The 17,577-nt window shown below is 43.8% G+C and carries 12 protein-coding genes; 7 read left to right on the top strand and 5 right to left on the bottom strand.

Translation table 11 applies throughout. The features are described 5' to 3' along the window. Nucleotides 1-162: 162 nt before the first annotated feature. The gene (locus tag Q0788_RS11880; protein WP_298810955.1) at nt 163-909 is read right to left on the bottom strand and encodes a siderophore-interacting protein; all 747 of its coding nucleotides are present in this window, start codon (nt 907-909) and stop codon (nt 163-165) included. Nucleotides 910-989: 80 nt separating this feature from the next. Beyond that, the gene (locus Q0788_RS11875; RefSeq protein WP_298810952.1) at nt 990-3,176 is read right to left on the bottom strand and encodes a TonB-dependent siderophore receptor; all 2,187 of its coding nucleotides are present in this window, start codon (nt 3,174-3,176) and stop codon (nt 990-992) included. 432 nt (nt 3,177-3,608) lie between these two features. Between Q0788_RS11875 and Q0788_RS11870 the strand changes: the two genes are divergently transcribed. Continuing rightward, nucleotides 3,609-5,114 (top strand): PepSY domain-containing protein, encoded by a 1,506-nt coding sequence (locus tag Q0788_RS11870; protein WP_298810950.1) that lies wholly within the window; start codon nt 3,609-3,611, stop codon nt 5,112-5,114. A gap of 104 nt (nt 5,115-5,218) precedes the next feature. Here Q0788_RS11870 and Q0788_RS11865 read toward each other — a convergent pair whose 3' ends face one another. Then, entirely contained in the window at nt 5,219-7,006 is a 1,788-nt protein-coding gene (locus tag Q0788_RS11865) for a multidrug ABC transporter permease/ATP-binding protein (RefSeq protein WP_298810948.1), read from the bottom strand. A gap of 96 nt (nt 7,007-7,102) precedes the next feature. Continuing rightward, a complete protein-coding gene (locus Q0788_RS11860; RefSeq protein WP_298810945.1) occupies nt 7,103-9,412 on the bottom strand; it encodes a TonB-dependent receptor in 2,310 nt (769 codons plus the stop codon). A 396-nt stretch (nt 9,413-9,808) separates the two neighbouring features. Here Q0788_RS11860 and Q0788_RS11855 point away from each other — a divergent pair, with 396 nt between their 5' ends. Genes Q0788_RS11855 through Q0788_RS11840 form a run of 4 tightly spaced genes read left to right on the top strand, consistent with a single transcriptional unit; the run spans nt 9,809 to nt 13,785 of the window. Next, nucleotides 9,809-11,125, top strand: a complete 1,317-nt coding sequence (locus Q0788_RS11855) for an NAD(P)-binding domain-containing protein (protein WP_298810942.1) — start codon at nt 9,809-9,811, stop codon at nt 11,123-11,125. Next, nucleotides 11,122-12,009, top strand: a complete 888-nt coding sequence (locus tag Q0788_RS11850; protein WP_298810939.1) for a bile acid:sodium symporter family protein — start codon at nt 11,122-11,124, stop codon at nt 12,007-12,009. The genes Q0788_RS11855 and Q0788_RS11850 overlap by 4 nt, the downstream gene beginning before the upstream one ends. Nucleotides 12,010-12,031: 22 nt before the next feature. Further along, nucleotides 12,032-12,964, top strand: coding sequence for an SDR family oxidoreductase (locus Q0788_RS11845; RefSeq protein ID WP_298810936.1), 933 nt, complete (start codon nt 12,032-12,034; stop codon nt 12,962-12,964). 17 nt (nt 12,965-12,981) lie between these two features. Further along, nucleotides 12,982-13,785 (top strand): SDR family oxidoreductase, encoded by an 804-nt coding sequence (locus Q0788_RS11840; RefSeq protein WP_298810934.1) that lies wholly within the window; start codon nt 12,982-12,984, stop codon nt 13,783-13,785. 234 nt (nt 13,786-14,019) lie between these two features. Here Q0788_RS11840 and Q0788_RS11835 read toward each other — a convergent pair whose 3' ends face one another. Next, the gene (locus Q0788_RS11835; protein WP_298810932.1) at nt 14,020-15,036 is read right to left on the bottom strand and encodes a bile acid:sodium symporter family protein; all 1,017 of its coding nucleotides are present in this window, start codon (nt 15,034-15,036) and stop codon (nt 14,020-14,022) included. Nucleotides 15,037-15,388: 352 nt separating this feature from the next. Here Q0788_RS11835 and Q0788_RS11830 point away from each other — a divergent pair, with 352 nt between their 5' ends. Together Q0788_RS11830 and Q0788_RS11825 are read left to right on the top strand one after the other, a co-directional pair. Beyond that, on the top strand, nt 15,389-16,822 hold the full coding sequence (locus Q0788_RS11830; protein ID WP_298810929.1) for a phosphatase PAP2 family protein: 1,434 nt from the start codon (nt 15,389-15,391) through the stop codon (nt 16,820-16,822). Between the two features lie 83 nt (nt 16,823-16,905). Then, nucleotides 16,906-17,553, top strand: a complete 648-nt coding sequence (locus Q0788_RS11825) for a glutathione S-transferase (protein ID WP_298810926.1) — start codon at nt 16,906-16,908, stop codon at nt 17,551-17,553. The last annotated feature ends 24 nt before the right edge of the window (nt 17,554-17,577 follow it).

Genomic DNA, 17,577 nt, shown 5'->3' with positions numbered 1-17,577 from the left:
CTTCTGTTATTTGTCATTGCTATTGACGCTGCTATTCGGGTTTACGGGGCTGACGATTAGTCGGGTTAAAGAGGGGAAGGTGGTTGAAGCATGATAAGTGATGATTGATAAAAAAAGGTGGGGCTAATATTAGCTCCACCTTTTTTGTTTCGAAATACGTAACTACTGATCTTCCGTTTGCGCATCCTGACTTTTGACGATTTTATGCTGATCCTCTGTGCTATCGACTTTCCAGTAGCTAGAAACATATAAATGCGTCTTTGGTATCGCGCGCTCAACTTTGAAGTACTGGCGCAGTGCTCGCATACTATGAAATTCACACGCTGCCCAAACAGCAGGTCGACCATCAAGCCAGTTCAAAGATTTAACACAGTCCAGTAAAGGGCTATCATCTGCATTTGGATGCGCATTAATCACCCAATGTATCTCGACGTTCTCTGGTTTTTTGAGTGTCTGACGATCTGCCTCAGTCGTTACCTCAAGTACTGCGTAACCACGAGCATCAGTAGGCAACTGGGCTAAGTTGACCGTAATCGCTGGTAGCGCGGTCATATCACCGACTAATAAAAACCAATCTGCTTCATTGTTGATGAGCTTTTTTGGCCCTGGACCACCTATCAGAATTTGATCGCCGACTTGCGCATGTCGTGCCCATGCCGATGCAGGTCCTTCCGTCTCATGTAAAGCAAAATCAACATCTATTTCGCCATCACGTTGCACGCTCACCGTATAAGTACGCATCAGTGGGCGGCTACCTGCATCTTGAGGGAATATCAGTTTGATATAAGCACTTTCTTGATCGATAGGAAAATCAACCATGCCAGCACCGCCAAGCGTGACGCGGCACATATTTGGCGTAATGTATCTAGTGCCAATAACTTCTAGTACTCTTGGAGTAGGTTTTGCCATATTGTGCTTTCCTTCTAACAGCGGGTTAGGGGTTAGGGGTTGGCTTACTAATAGAACCAACCCGCTGCTTGTAAATTTGATTAAAAATTGGCTTTTAGGCTGACTGACATTTGACGTTCAGGTCCCATCCAGCAGTTATTGATGTCGTAACAAGCACCAACATAGGTCTTATCAAATAGATTGTTGATACTCGCACCCACAGCCAGCATAGGGTTGATCTGATAGCTACCGCCGACATCTACCAGCGTCACACTTGGTAAGTCATCAGAGTTTTGCTTGTCAATCTGCATGCCGTCTTCGTAGCGAATGCCAGCATTAAGAGTGAGTTTGTCTGTGGCATAGTAGTCTGCCCATAGCGTGGCTTTGTGTTTAGCAGTTTGGGCAGGAGTGTTGCCGACTACATCAGGGTTGAACTCATCTTCTGTGATCTCAGCATCGGTGTAGCTGTAGCTGTAGCTTGCCGCGAGATCTACCCAGTCATTGAGCATGCGACTGCCTGATATCTCAAAGCCTTTTGATTCAATTTCACCAGTTTGCGTTTGGCTTCTGTAGTTGATTTCATCCGCTACCACGACGTTTTTTTGGGTGATATCAAATACGGCAAGCGTTCCTTGAGTGGCACGATCTGGAGACAGATATTTAATACCAGCTTCTAATTGATCGGCAGTGGTCGGTTCAAATGGTTCATCAGTAATGAAGTTGCTACCAACAACTGGTTGAAACGACTGTGAGTAGCTCAAAAACGGTGATAGACCATTATCAAAGTTATAAATAGCAGCGAAACGACCACTGGTTTCTGACGCGTCATTGTCGATCATTTTTTCGCTAGGGATTTCACCTTTCGATGTATCGGTTCGATCAAGGATACTTTTGAATTTATCATGTCGTAAGCCTGCCACCACTGTCCAGTCTTGCCACGTCATTTCATCTTGCACATAGAGTCCAAGCTGGCTTTGTTCGATATCATCGTATCGACTAAAGGTATCTAATGGTAGAATATCGGTGCTGATTTGTGAAAAATCTGGATTCGATAAATCAAGGTTTGGTGTGCCATCTGCGCCAGCGTCATAATAAGTTGCGGTGCTGTCTGTCTCTTGATACTCAACACCAAACAGTAGATTGTGTGAGGTATTGGCGGTATCAAACTTATAAGCCAGTTGGTTGTCTGTGGTCCAGTTATTCATGCTTTCATCTGTTGTGTAAGCTATACGGTTTAGTATCGTATCACTACCGGGAACATAACCTTTTGAATTATAAATATTGCGCTGCTGCGCTTCGGCATCGGTATAGCGCGTGATATGTTTAAACGTTAACTTATCATTGATGTCCCAGTTTACGGTGACACTTGGCATGAATACTTCTTTACTAAACTTATTCCATTTATCGCCTGCATAAGCATCGCTACCCAATTTGCCATAGCTGGCATTGTAGACGGTGCCGACAGCAGGCAATGGAGTAGAAGGTACCATCTCTGGATCGTCTTGATAAAACAGATTAGCAAGTACCGAGACATCATCAGTCGCTTGCCATTTAAGCGATGGATTTATCAATAGACGCTCTTCTTCCGTAGTTTGCATTTGGCCATCTTTTTGGCGTTTTAGCGCCACAAATCGATAATCCAAGGTGTCGGTGATTGGGCCAGTGCTATCGATAGCCACTTCTTTTAGGTTTTGATTGCCAAGTCGTAGCTGGACTTCGTTTTCTTGAGTGCTTTTAGGTGCTTTGGCTATTTGGTTCACCATACCGCCGGGTGCTGCATAGCCATACAACGAAGATGCCGAACCTTTCACCACCTCGACCGCTTCAGTTGCATAGATATCTACTTGGGGCATCAGGTTATATACACCATCATAAGGCAATCTTAGACCATCATAAAAATTGGAATAGGTCTTAAACCCACGAATATTGTACTCATCAAAGATAGATACCGTACCGCGGCTCTCAGCGCTGACACCAGGCTCATATCGTAGAGCAGCATTGATACTATCTGCCTGACGCTTTTGCAACAGGTCTTGATCGATTCTGGTATAACTCATTGGCGCGTCGTTTGGGTCCAATGCAGTTTTGGTGCCAGTACTACGATAGCCATCTGAGTAGACAGTAATAGAATCTAAGGTGGCTGATGGTGTAGCAGCCTCATCGTTTTCAGTATTGTTTGTCGTCTCTACAGCGTAAGCGGCGTGACTCATACCCATGATCAGGCCAATTTGTACTGCTGTGGTGAGATATTTTTTGCGAATGACGTTAGTGGTTAGATGAGACCGCATCAGATTTCCTCTTAGACTAAAATGATTAAATATTATTTGTGACAGTTAAAGCAAATTTATGACGACGCTAATAATAACACTAATGATAATTATTATCATTAAAAAATTACAACGAGACAGTTTTGAGAAGTATTTGCACTATTATAAGAGGCTAAAGACAGAATATTGCGAATAGAGTCACGCAGACTTACTGTTTTGAACGATGTGTCTTAAACGATGGTTTTTGTCAGACTTTTCTCGTATTATGCAGCAGCATTCTGAATACAATTATTTACAGTAGAGTTTTTACATCGCTGTATTGCAGTCACTGTACGGCTTTATTCTAGATTGCTTTGAGACTCTTTAAGATTGGTCTTGCAAGTAGATATACCATTATTATCGATAGGTTTACGTTGTTTATTGAGCAACCAAAGATTGTTTAAGGTCACATTTATGGACACACCCTCCAACCAACCCACCAACAACCAACGCTATTTCACAGTGTGGCGTTGGCATTTTTATGCAGGTATCTTTGTTGCTCCCTTTTTAGTTGTTTTGGCGATAACGGCGCTCGGTATGCTGTTTATGTCCAACACAGCAGGACGTGACAACGACCGCTTAACGGTTATCGTGCCAGAGTCTACGGCTCAATCACCTCTCTCTACTCAAGCAAAGAACGCGCTGAGCACCTTGCCTGATAGCACATTGGTTAAATATATCGCCCCTCGTGATACCGATACGGTGGCTTTATTTCAGATAAAATCAGACGACCAAAGCAATATGGTGGCAGTCAACCCTTATACGGCTGATATCGTTCAAAGTGTGCCTACCAGTAGTGGTCTTTATAGTACGTTCAATGATATTCACAGTGATTTGCTGATTGGTAAAGTCGGTGATTATCTGTTAGAAACGGCGGCATCACTGACCATTTTGATTATTTTGTCTGGTTGGTATCTGTGGTGGCAAAAACGTAAATCAGTCAAAGCGATGCTGATACCTAATGAAAGGGCAGCCAATAAGAAAAAACGCTCTTTTATCCGTACGATTCATGCGACATTGGGTAGTTGGATATCTGTACTGCTACTGTTTTTCTGTATATCAGGTATGGCATGGGCAGGTGTGTGGGGTGAGAGAGTAGTGCAGGCATGGAGCCAGTTCCCTGCGGGTAAGTGGGGCGTTGCACCTGTCCCCGTATCGATTGACCACAGTCAACATGCTGCCATGCAAGAGTCTACACCAGCGCCGCATGTGCATGGTGCGGCAGCGTCTGAAGCGCATACTGAAGCACCCACACATGGCAGTGCTCTAAACTCAAGCGACACCAAAGAAGTTCCTTGGGTGCTTGAGCTGACGCCAATGCCTGTATCAGGCACGACCATGGGTAAAGATGGTATCGCCGCCAATATACCTATTATGATTGATACAGTAGATCGCTACGCTCGTGAAATCGGCTTTGAAGGGCGTTATCAATTGAACTTGCCACAAAGTAGTACGGGCGTCTGGACCATTAGCCAAGATTCAATGAGCTATGATATGAAAAGTCCGACAGCAGATCGTACGGTACATATCGACCGTTATTCGGGTAATGTCTTAGCTGATATTCATTTTGACGACTATAATGCGTTTGGTAAATTCATGGCGGCTGGTATCGCGTTGCATATGGGCACGCTCGGATGGTGGAGCGTACTAGCTAATGTGCTATTTTGCCTAGCGGTAATCGCTATGTGTGTCAGTGGCTATGTCATGTGGTGGCAGCGTCGTCCTCGTCAGGCGAGTGATAGCGCTGGATTAAACCCACCAGCTCGCGGCTCAGATGTTTCCGTCTGGTGGCCGCTTGCTATTCCTTTATTAGTTGTGGCTATCATATTTCCGACTGCTATTATCGCGATTGTGGCTATCGCGCTATTAGACTTTTTGGTGATTTCTCGAGTTGAGTTTTTACAGAAATGGTTAAAATAAGCGAACGGTAAGATATCGTTGTTCTCGATATAGTAAAAGAGCGCCTTATAGTAAGGCGCTCCTTTTTTTGCTTAAAAAATGCTTAGATTAAATGTTACTGGTATTTACTTGAGCATAGCAATGGCATCTTTGCTGGCACGCTGTCGCTCTTCGGCATTTAGCTCAATGAGACGGCCTTCTTTCATCAGTAATAATCGATCAGCATGTTCAAAATAACCGTCATCATGACTAATAATAAACAGTGTCTTACCCATGGCTTTTAGCTCAGGGATGAGCGTCTGATAAAACACGCGGCGAAAGGCAGGGTCTTGGTCGGCTGCCCACTCATCGAGTAGTAATATATCCTTCTGTTCAGCGACAGCGATTAGCATTGCCAAGCGTTTTCTCTGACCTTGCGACAGCTTATCTGTAGAGAGTTTATGGTCAGACACACTTACTTTTTCTTGTAGATTGAGCTTATGCAGCCAGTCAGACACTAGGGCCGCATCAGGCTCATTGCCTTGAACTCCAATCAGTTGCTTAAATAGATGTTGGTCGCTAAAAATCGCAGAAAATAGCTGTCTAAAATCGGCATTGTTTTCTGAATTAACGCTTTGTCCATCGACTTGTACCGTTCCTGTAGTAGGAGTAAAGATACCAGTAATGATTTTGGCAAGGGTGGATTTACCGCTACCATTCGCACCGATTAAGAAAACCACGTCACCTCGTTGCAAGGTTAAATTGACGGACTTTAAGATGTTATTGGTAGGGTTTTGATTGCTATCACTGTTATCGCTATTTTGACCATTATCATTAATCGCTGTGTCTGGTGCATGACTACTATTACTACTGCCTACATAGCGATAATTGATATTATTCAGAGTTATGGACTGCCAGTCCTGTGCAACCGTGTCTGTCGCAAAGCTCGGCTGATGCTCGGCCAATTCTAAAGACTGTATCTTTTCTAGCGCAACTTGAGCGGTCTGCAATGTTGGGTAAGCACCAACCGCATGTAGGAGCGGCGACTGCATAAACAAAATCGTCAAAGAAAAAGTAGTAGCAACCCCCATCGGTATATCAAGATAATTGGCCACTGCAAACACGATACCAATCGATGCGAACATCATAATATTGGACCAGTTCACCGCTGATAAATGAAAAGTATCAGACTTGGTTACGGTCTTCTCGTACGATTTGGCATGAGCCAAAAAATCATCTGTATACAGTTTTTCTGCTCGGTGTTGGTTAAGTGCCAGCTCTTTGCGACCTTCTATTATCGATTGATAATCCTGATATAACGCGTCATTAATCTCTCTCAATTCGGTCAAATGCGTATATACATGCTTGACCAATATGGTACTGATCCAAATCGTCATCACAATCCAAAACATGACAATGAACAATAATGGCAACGATAACCAGCCCAGATATAGCCCAACGCCAACAGATAGAATAATGCCTTGTACCAGCTCTGGCATACGGACAAAAGCGACGGTAATCGATTGAATATCTGAGGATAAGCTGGCAAGTAAGCGTGCGCTACCCAAATAGTCTATCTGAGGAACGGTAGTATCGATGATTTGTTTGACCAATTTGGTTCTAAGCTCATAGACAAATCGATGTCCCAATCGCGTTAAGGCATATTGCGATAAAAATGTTGTCACTAGCAGTAACAACACTAGCAGTGAAAACTGCCCCAAGCTAAGCCAAGATAAAGCGTCAAATACTGGCTGACTGATAAAGGTGTGATTGATATAGGCAATTATACCGACGCTGACAGCGGCATTGACCAGATTTAGCAGAATGACTTTGAGAAAAGGGAGACGATAATTCGCCCAAATCATATGATATAAAGAAGCGGTCGTACGAGAGGACACTGTGGTATGAGAAGACGTTGTGGTACGAGAAGACATAGTAACTCAGTAATAAAATAAATTTTTGATAGCAGAAAAGGGAGTAGGCCGCGCCTAATCCCTTTTATAGAATCTAAGAAAGCCTAATAATAAAGCTTAAAAATCGAACGTTGCCGATACTTTTAAGGCCGTTGGTTCACCTGCATTTAAATAGCCTGAATCTGCATAACCGCCCACTGACTGCCAATAATCTTCACCTGTGACATTGGTTACCATACCTTTTAGAGTAACGTCTTGTCCTGCCAGCATCGTGCGATAGCGTGCACCTAAATCTAGGGTAGTATAACCATCAACCTTTAAGGTATTGGCATTATCCGAATAACGAGAGCCTGTGTGGATAATATCGCCCGTTAATGTCAGTCCTTCAACGGCGGCTAAATCATACTCTAGGTTGACATTGCTCTGTAAGGTAGGCACACCAATCACTCGATTGCCATTTAATGCACTATCACCAGTGTCTTTTTGCTTAGCACTTAAGTAAGTAACACCAGCATTGAGGCGTATGTTTTCACTTGGGCTACCAAAGACAGTCAACTCCACACCTTGATGACGATTTTCTCCAGCAGCAGTAAACGTATTTGAGTTGTTGATATAAGCACGCGGTTCATCAGTTCGGAAGACAGCGAGACTACTGCCAATCATACCATTGTCGTATTTCACACCCAGTTCCGTTTGCTCACTCACGTACGGATCTAGATTTTGACCACCATTAGTGACAGCGTCATTATCGTTAGTTAGAGGCGCTCTTTTTCCTGGTGCTAGACTTTCGATATAATTACCATACACAGACCAGTCCATCGTTGGCTGATAAACGATACCGACACTTGGTGTCCATGCGCTTTCATCATAACTACCAGTTTCTGCTTGTGTATTAGCATCATAGCTGGTGGTTTTTAAGTTCTGATGACGCACGCCTAAAGTGGTTTTTAGCTTATCGTCGAACAGTGATATGGTGTCTGCTAGCGCAAAGCTTTGAAACTGCTTTTTGTTGGTTAATTTTGGGTCATTTAAATTACCACCGAAGATTGCTGTGCTTGTAAAAGGGACCTCAGCGTAGTCGGTAGGGTGGTACAAATTGGTCGCAAGTTGGTTAACAAAGTCAAAAGCGTAGGCGCCTTTTTCTTCTTGATCATAAAGATCAGCGGCTAGTACCCAATTGTGATCAATCTTACCTGTTTGCCATTGACCACGCAGACCGAGCTCGGCGCTTTGTACTTTATCTTCTCGAGTATTGTCAAAGCGATAAACTGTACCCGCACCATCAACGTTGTCGATAGTTAAAGTGGCTAGTGAGTTTTCTTCATCGCCATTTCGCACACCATAAGCACCATAAGCGGTAATATTGTCATTAAAGTCATATTCTCCTCGAATCGTACCAAAGACATCCTCTTCGTTTGAATAACTCCAAGGCTGCGCCCAGTTTTTTGAGCCGTCTGGTGCTTTTGGTACATGAGAGACACCGGCAAGCGTCACACTAGGACGAGTCTCTGATAGTTTATTATCTTGCCAGCCTAAATCTGCTGATAGACGATACTGATCCCCTCTATAGTCTAAACCAAGGGCAGCCAAACCCAAGGTCGATGACTCATCGTCGATAGCGCTGTCACCATCTTGATAAGCAGCATTAAAACGAACACCAATAGCATCATCGCTACCAAAGCGATCACTGACATCTACTGCGACCTTACCTTGGTCGCCTTGACCATAGCCAACCGTTAGCTGACGTAGCGGCTCATTGTCCGCTCGTTTGGGTAACAGGTTGATAGTACCGCCTGCGTTACCACCACTCGGTGCCGCGCCATTTAGCATCGCTGAGGCACCGCGCTGTACTTCGACGCGCTCAAACAATTCAGTTGCGATATATTGTCTAGGTAGTATGCCGTATAGACCATTGAACATCGTATCGTCTGAGGTGGTCACAAACCCACGCATAAAATACGCTTCTTGAAAATTACCGAAACCTCTAGCCACACGTACAGTAGAATCTTTTTTGAGTAGGTCACCCACACTATGTGCTTGTTGATTGGTGATATATTCATTGGTATATGAGGTGGTAGAGAACGGCGTGTCCATGATGTCTTGGTTGCCCAAGAGTCCAACGCGGCTGCCTGTTGCTACCTGTCCACCTTCATATGCGCTAGGTAGCCCATCTGCTGACGCATCAGCACTACTGGTCACGACGATAGTGTCCAGTACCACATTAGGGGTGGTTTGAGTATCTGCATCATCTACTAGCGCCCATGCCGAGTGACTTGTGGTTAGTATGATGACTGAACATAGTGTTTTTAGAGGTAGCGATTTCGTTGATGGCAAACGTGAGGGTATGGACGCTAGTCGTAGAGAAGCGCCAGACACATTCAGAGAGTTAAGACGAAACAAAGCAGCAGATAAGCGAGACAGTTGCATGAATATTTCCAGCATGTAATTTAAATAGTTATTATAATGATAATCATTTCTATTACAATGAATTACTGAGTCAATTTTAAATATACTAGGTTTGGTAAAGTACGGCTGTTGCTCGATAAGGTGCTAATAGCATCATCTATAAATATGACAGTGCTGCTACATTTGGGCGTAGGGTGGGTTCTTTAGGATCAGTAAAAAAGAAGTATAAAGCAGAGAATTGCTTTACCTATTATAGGTAGTCTATATGGACAATTTATTCATTTGAGCCAGTTCATGTATCAATGTATGCTATTGTTTTATCACGGGTATGGAGTACGCTGGTTTCGCCCACCAGAGGTGCAGTCAAACGGAATTGACTGATTTATATAATTGAAATGGATTTTTAAGGTGGCGCTTATGTACGCAGTAATTGGGGCAGGTCCAATGGGTCTCGCTGCAGCCCGAAATTTGCAAAAACTCAATATTTCTTTTATCGGCTTTGAGCTACACACAGATGTAGGGGGCTTATGGGATATCGACAATCCGCATAGCACCATGTATGAAAGTGCCCATTTGATTTCGTCCAAGCGTATGACGGAGTTTAAAGAGTTTCCTATGAGTGACTCAGTCGCGGCTTATCCTCATCATACCCAGCTCCGTCAGTACTTCCGCGACTTTTCAGATACGTTCAATCTAAAATCACATTATGAATTCTCCACGCGCGTGGTCAGCATGGTGCCTGAAGGCGACGGCTGGCGCTTAGTCAGTGAGTGTAATGGTCAAAAGCAATCGCGACTGTTTGATGGTGTGCTCATGGCAAATGGTACTTTGCACACTCCCAATATCCCAAGTTTGCCGGGTACGTTTGCAGGCATGTTGATGCATTCCTCTGAATATCGTAGCCCGTCAGTTTTTAAAGACAAACGTGTGTTGATCGTTGGCTGTGGCAATTCGGGTGCTGATATCGCCGTTGATGCGGTACATCATGCCAAATCAGTAGATATCAGTCTGCGCCGCGGCTATTACTTTCTGCCCAAATTTATCAAGGGTCAACCCATTGACACACTAGGCGGAAAACTAAAATTACCGCGCCCAATCAAGCAGCGCATGGATGCGGCGATGATTCGTATGGTCATCGGAAAACCTTCTGATTATGGACTGCCAAACCCAAACTATCGCATGTACGAATCACACCCTGTGGTCAATTCATTGGTATTACATCATTTGGGTCATGGCGATATTAAAGCGCGTCGTGATATTCGCCGCATCGATGGTCATACGGTGACTTTTAGTGATGGTGAAAGTCATGATTATGATTTGATTCTTATGGCGACTGGGTATTTACTAGATTATCCATTTATTGAGCGCGCGCAGCTTAATTGGCCTGCCAATCATGACGCTCCGCAGCTTTATATGAATGTCTTTCATCCTAAGCATGATAATTTATTTATGATGGGCATGGTTGAGGCAGCAGGATTAGGTTGGGAGGGCCGAAATCAACAAGCGCGGCTCGTTGCACTATATATTCAGCAGCGTCAGCAAAATACAGCAGCCGTTAGACAGTTCAATAAAGTGAAGCGTCAGCGTGCAGGCAAGACACTCGATGGGGGCTATGACTATATTAAGCTTGCGCGTATGGCATATTACGTGAACAAAGATGAATACTTAGAAACGTTGTCCAAGCATATTGCCGAGCTTGAAACAGAACAGCCTGTATTGGCATCAGAGGTATGATAGCGGCAGTGGCGTTTGAGCCACGGAGCTTAATTCTGCTTAATCTGATCTTGGCGCTAATGATGTTCGGCGTGTCATTGAGCTTACGCCTCGAAGATTTTAAGCGTATCGTTTTGTCTCCCATTGCGCCGATAGCGGGTCTGTTCGCTCAATTCTTTCTATTGCCCCTAGCCACGTGTCTGTTTACGTGGGCGTTGAATATTGATCCTGAGTTGGCACTAGGAATGATTTTGGTCGCGTCTTGCCCAGGTGGTAGTTTTTCTAACATTATGACTTGGCTGGCACGCGGTAATGTCGCGGTGTCAGTCAGTATGACAGCGGTATCAAGCCTCGCTGCAGCTATATTAACACCAGTCAATTTTGCCTTTTATGGTTGGCTTAACCCACACACGCGTGAGTATCTGACAAGGATAACGATTGAGCCTAGCAGTATTCTGATACTGGTTCTATTAGTGCTAGCGTTACCTTTAGTACTAGGGATGGTAACAGGACGACGCTTGCCCGATCTGGTTGTACGTATCCAAAAACCGCTACGTATTTTCTCATTGCTTGTACTAATGGCTTTTGTGGCAATCGCTTTTTCTAGCAATTTCGCGCTATTTTTAGAGCGTTTTCATAGCTTTTTTTGGCTGGTCGTTGGTCATAACTTATTGGCACTTTCTTTAGGTTATGGCATGGGGCTGATGCTCAAGTTGCCAGTCACTGATCGTCGCGCGGTGACTTTAGAAGTAGGAATACAAAACTCAGGGCTAGGATTGGTTATTTTATTTACTTTTTTCTCAGAGGCAGGTGGCATGATGCTGATCACGGCGTTCTGGGGTGTATGGCATTTGGTGTCAGGACTGACACTTTCACAAATTTGGGCACGGATACCCTATGAATAAAAGCGTAACGAATGAAAGCATAATGAATAAACGTATATTAATCACTGGTGCTGCAGGTTACATCGGCCATCAGTTGGGCAATCGTCTGGCTGCTCATTATCATGTAGTAGGCACAGATATTCGCAAGCGCGATGACCTAGACTTTCCAATTCACGTATTAGATGTGCGTGATGAGAGTTTGGCAGCGCTACTAAAAGAAGAGGATATCACCCATGTCGTGCATCTCGCATCTATCTTACAAGCGTCAAAAGATCGTGCTCGTGACTATGATATCGATGTCAATGGCACGCGCAACGTACTCGATTGCTGCATCAAAGCAAATATTGCACATATAACACTCACCAGTTCGGGTGCTGCCTACGGCTATCATGCTGACAATCCTGAATGGATTGATGAGCAAGATGCACTACGCGGTAATCCTGAGTTTGCCTACTCGGATCACAAAAGACAAGTCGAGGAAATGCTTGCAGATTTTCGCGAGCAGCATCCACAATTACAGCAGCTGATCTTTCGACCTGGCACCGTACTAGGCGCTGATACGCGCAATCAAATTACCAGTCTGTTTATGGCACCACGTGTGCTTGCGCTCAAAGGCAGTGAGTCGCCCTTTGTGTTTATTTGGGATCAAGATGTGATTGGTGCTATGGAAATAGGTATTCGCGAGGATAAAACTGGCATCTACAACATGGCAGGCGATGGCGCACTGACGATGAGGGATATCGCAAACCGACTTAATAAACCGCTATTGACCCTGCCAGTGGGTTTGGTTAAAGCTGGCTTACAGGTGGCAAAGTGGGCCGGTAAGCCAACAGGACCAGAACAGGTTAATTTTTTGCGTTATCGCCCAGTACTGAGTAACAGGCGACTCAAAGAAGAGTTTGGTTACTCTTTGGCAAAAACGTCTGCTGAAACCTTCGAGTATTTCATCGAATGCAATGGATTGCGTAAACCTTGATAGGGAGAAAATCATCAATGCCACCAATGTCATCAATAAATGTTACTTTAATCACTGGTGCTGCATCAGGACTTGGTTGGGCAATGGCACAGCACTGGTATGCTGCTGGACATCACTTAGTACTCGCTGATATAGATGAGCAAGCGCTGATCGCCCGCGCTCGTGAGTTAGCGGACTCTGCTAGAGTCATGACAGTCGTCACTGATATCACTCAAGCTGATGATATTGCTGCGCTTATTGAGAAAATTAGCGAACGCTTTGGCCGTCTTGATCTATTGGTTAACAATGCTGGGATTACCCATCGATCACCAGCACATCAGACTGATCCTGCAGTGTTCCGCAAAGTTATGGCGGTAGATTGGCAAGGAGCAGTGGAGCTGACCATGGCTGCGCTACCGATGCTAAGAGAATCTAAAGGTCAAATTATCTGTATCGGCTCAATGGCTGGCTGGATGCCCGTTCCTGGACGGGCAGCATATTGTGCGGCAAAAGGGGCGCTGACACAGTTCTTTGAAGTACTGCGCTTGGAGCTAGAGTCTGAGGGTATACATATTCTTATGGTCTATCCCAGCTTTCTTGATACACCTATCGAGAACCACGCGCTCGGCCGTGATGGCAGTGTCGCAAAGCATCCACGCTCAACGATCGGTAATATACGTAGTGCTGAATGGATGGCCGAACAGATCGATCAAGGTTTGCAGCGGCGCAAACGTTGGATATTGCCGGACCCTATCTCGCGCTTTGGTAGTTTACTGTGGCGTATTGCGCCAGCTTTATATTTGCGTCAGGTGCGTAAACGTTTTGGAAATGAGTTACGGTAGACTACGTTAAGTGAGAACCTAGAAGAGAGGCTAGTAGTTCATGCAAATTGTCGATAGTGCTATGCTAAAAATACTATGCTGAAGAGCGCTATATTTGAAGGTGCTTTATTAGAAAACACTATGCTAGAAACAATAATCTAGCATAGTGTTTTAACTCATAGCGCTTTAGCTTTACTAACTAGTTCAATATCACCTAGCTCAGTATTATCTTACTGAGTATTACCTTTCTCGGTACTAATGATTTCTAATTGGTTTACCAAGCTCTACAGTCTCTTCAGTCTCGATGACAGTAGGATTTTTCGCTTCCTGACGCTTATCCCACCAAGCGAAGATATTGGCCAATATAGAGCCAGAAACAGAGTGCCAAATACAAGCAACGGCGGCAGCGATGGCGGACTCTGCATTACCAGGGAAAAATTTCGTGCTTAAGCCCGTGGCCAGACCTGCATTTTGTACGCCAACCTCGATAGATATGGTGCGTTTTTTGGGTTTGCTCATACCAAATAAGGCCCCTGAGTAGTAGCCCAATATATAGCCGACGATATTGTGTACCGCAATGGCTAAGATAACGACTAGCCCTGACTGCAAGAACTGATCACCAAATACAGCGGCAACGCCACCGACGATAGCGGCGAAGGCCAGTACAGCCACACCTGGCATCACCGCACGTACATCATTAAACCAGTGTTTGTTTTGAAATAGTATGTTTAACATAGAGCCGATAGCGACTGGCAATAATGTCACTAGTAGCATAAAGCGGAACATACCCCAGCCATCCATTTCTACAGACTGACCAACCAAATAATTGAGCCAAAGTGGCGTCACTAACGGTGCAATGATGGTCGATACGGTGGTCATACCTACCGAAAATGCTACATCACCTTTGGCAAGGTAGCTCATAATGTTTGAAGACACACCACCAGGACAAGTACCAACCAATACTAGACCCAGTGTCAGCCCAGGCGATAAATCAAACAATCTAGCCACGCTAATCGCTAATATCGGCATAATGGTATATTGAATAATTGAACCGATAAAAATATCAAGCGGGCGCTGGGCCAACACCTTATAGTCTTCTTTACCTAGTGTCATACCCATTGCGAGCATAATGACACCCAGAACGATGACTTGGGTATCACCTGTCACCCAAGAAAAAGTCGCAGGCTCTATAAATGTCACTGCGGCCGCTAAAATAATAACCAATGCCGTAAATCGACTCAACTGCTGACTTATCATCCTCAAAAACTGCATTTCTCAAATCCTTCTAAGTCCGGAAAATAGTCAAGTATAAGTTCAAAATCACTGTATTTCCAATGGGTTTGGGCAGTTTTTAGCCAACAATAAGTTGCTATTATGACAACTTTAACTATGATTATATTGCCAAAGTTTTTTGAAATGTTTATTCAATAGCCAAACGAGGTACTAGGTGTTGCAAACCCCATCAAATTTAACTAGATTCAAACACCTAGGTCTTGCGTTATCGATATTTTATTTGCTTTATAATTTGACGACTGTTTATAGCGTATCTTTATATACACTCTACCCATCGCAAATTCATAATCTTGCCACACCATTTGACAGCATAATTCCTTTCATTCCCGCTATGATTGTTCCTTATAGCTGGTCGTTAGTTTTATTTGTTATTAGCTTTTTTTTAGTACGTACGTCTATACAGTTATCTTTACTGTTCTATCGTCTAATTTTGGCGACCGTTTTCGCCTGTTTGATTTTCTATCTCTATCCCGCTCGTTTCTCATACAATCGGCCAACACCTGATGATTGGACGCAGTTTGGTTACCAGTTTTTACAGTTGGTGGACAAGCCATTTAATCAGTTGCCATCGTTGCATGTCAGTTATGCCATGTTGCTTGGCGTATCTTTATGGGATGTTGTAGCGTCTAAAAAGAGATGGGTTTTAATGCTTTATCGATTGTTGCTGACTGGCATATGTACATTGATTGCCCTATCGACAGTGTTGACGTATCAACATCATTTGCTAGATATGTTCGGCGGGGCAGTGTTAGCCTTTACGGTGCTGATACTCTCAAATCGAATCCGTAATGCACTGGTAATCAAGCATCTAACACTAGGAGTAATAGGATTCTTATTGATAGCTATAGCAGGGTTTTACTTTGCTAATATGAGTATGATAGCGTTTGAGTCTATAGAACCTTTAGCTCTTATTATTGCTTCATATTGGTTGATCAGTTTTACAATGTTGGCTTTGGCCTATCAACAGGACAAGCCAATACGGGATATACGCTGGTTTCAAAAATCCAGTAGCGGTCGACTCACGGTATATACTTGGATGAAGTTTGCACCAATCATTATTATTTACAATGGCATGTCATTTTTGGGACAGTGGTATTTTAAAGTTTTCTCCAAAAGTCAAAAGTATTCACTCACGCCATATGCTATTAATGACAAGGTCAAAGTTGTTGCTTCACCTCGATTGATGCAGACGGATCTAAGTAGTCATTTAACGTACTGGTTGTTTGTCTCCAGCTCATTAGAATTGAGAAGTCCGTTAGAAAGCAATCGGACCTCAGTTCATTATCAGATTATCGTTGTTGATTTGGCGGCTGAGATATCTAGCCACGCCCATAATCTTGAAATAGCTGCTAACGGTAGCATGAATGCTATTGTTCATTATTTGTATTTGCCTTTGTTGGATTTGCAGCCATTAAATGACGTATCGCTCCAAGACTATATTAATCTATTTAAACAAATTGAAGCATTGATACAATCGGCAGAGACACAACCGATAACCGCTAATAATGAGAGTTGGGTAGAGGGTAGTCAGGTAGAGGGTAGCCTCATCACGCTTATCAATTTCCATTGCGTGATGGGTCTGTCGCGTAGCATCGGTGTACAGGTTCTATATTTATTATATTGTGGTACGCTAACTGTCTATAACTATCAATCGTGGATTGAGCAGCATTATCCGCACGCGCACCTGAAAGATGCTTATCTGCCAAAGTCGTTAGTAGAAACTATAGCTAATTATGAATCTGTCACCTCTTTAACAGCGTCTTAATAACTATTAATGTCAGTAGGTTTGCGTCTGCTAATTTTTCTTTTTACCTATTGCTTAATTCCTATTCAACTATGGAGGAATCTATGAACACCTCGTTGCCTCGCTTGTACTCTTTTCGTCGCTGTCCTTATGCTATGCGCGCTCGTCTCGGACTAATATTCGCCGAGTTACCAGTAGAGCTACGAGAAATCACGTTAAAGAATAAGCCAGATCAGATGCTAGCGATTAGTCCGAAAGGCACAGTCCCTGTGTTACAGCTAGCGGATGGGACCGTCATTGAAGAGAGTGCAGAAATTATGATGTGGGCGCTTGAGCAAAACGATCCTCAAGGACTACTAGATGAAAAGATTTCATCTGAGGCTAATGCACTGATGGCACAAAACGACAATGAGTTTAAACAGTGGCTCGATCGCTACAAGTATGCCGATCGTCACCCTGAGATGACTCAAATAGAATATCGACAAAAAGGTGAAATTTTTCTGCAGGATTTAGAAGCTTTATTGACTAAGACTACCTATCTACTAGGCAATAGCGTGACGGTTGCTGATATCGGTATCATGCCGTTCATTCGTCAATTTGCCCATGTAGATCGTGATGTCTTTTATGAATTGCCTTACCCGAAATTACAGCTGTGGTTACAACACTGGTTGGAACACCCGTTATTTGTACAAGCCATGACTAAGTTTCAGCCATGGCAGGAAGACGATGAGGTAGTGGTGTTCTCTGCTTAATATATCGGGTTCTATATAAGCTGT

It is taken from the genome of uncultured Psychrobacter sp., assembly GCF_947500265.1.
Lineage (GTDB): Bacteria > Pseudomonadota > Gammaproteobacteria > Pseudomonadales > Moraxellaceae > Psychrobacter.
Note: the sequence above shows the minus strand (reverse complement) of the source record. Positions and strands in the feature narration are given on the sequence as shown.

Excerpts from the sequence above, each read along its gene's own strand:
- Q0788_RS11880 (WP_298810955.1), bottom strand. The coding sequence starts at position 909 with ATGGCAAAACCTACTCCAAGAGTACTAGAAGTTATTGGCACTAGATAC.
- Q0788_RS11875 (WP_298810952.1), bottom strand. The coding sequence starts at position 3,176 with ATGCGGTCTCATCTAACCACTAACGTCATTCGCAAAAAATATCTCACC.
- Q0788_RS11870 (WP_298810950.1), top strand. The coding sequence starts at position 3,609 with ATGGACACACCCTCCAACCAACCCACCAACAACCAACGCTATTTCACA.
- Q0788_RS11865 (WP_298810948.1), bottom strand. The coding sequence starts at position 7,006 with ATGTCTTCTCGTACCACAACGTCTTCTCATACCACAGTGTCCTCTCGT.
- Q0788_RS11860 (WP_298810945.1), bottom strand. The coding sequence starts at position 9,412 with ATGCAACTGTCTCGCTTATCTGCTGCTTTGTTTCGTCTTAACTCTCTG.
- Q0788_RS11855 (WP_298810942.1), top strand. The coding sequence starts at position 9,809 with ATGTACGCAGTAATTGGGGCAGGTCCAATGGGTCTCGCTGCAGCCCGA.
- Q0788_RS11850 (WP_298810939.1), top strand. The coding sequence starts at position 11,122 with ATGATAGCGGCAGTGGCGTTTGAGCCACGGAGCTTAATTCTGCTTAAT.
- Q0788_RS11845 (WP_298810936.1), top strand. The coding sequence starts at position 12,032 with ATGAATAAACGTATATTAATCACTGGTGCTGCAGGTTACATCGGCCAT.
- Q0788_RS11840 (WP_298810934.1), top strand. The coding sequence starts at position 12,982 with ATGCCACCAATGTCATCAATAAATGTTACTTTAATCACTGGTGCTGCA.
- Q0788_RS11835 (WP_298810932.1), bottom strand. The coding sequence starts at position 15,036 with ATGCAGTTTTTGAGGATGATAAGTCAGCAGTTGAGTCGATTTACGGCA.
- Q0788_RS11830 (WP_298810929.1), top strand. The coding sequence starts at position 15,389 with ATGATTGTTCCTTATAGCTGGTCGTTAGTTTTATTTGTTATTAGCTTT.
- Q0788_RS11825 (WP_298810926.1), top strand. The coding sequence starts at position 16,906 with ATGAACACCTCGTTGCCTCGCTTGTACTCTTTTCGTCGCTGTCCTTAT.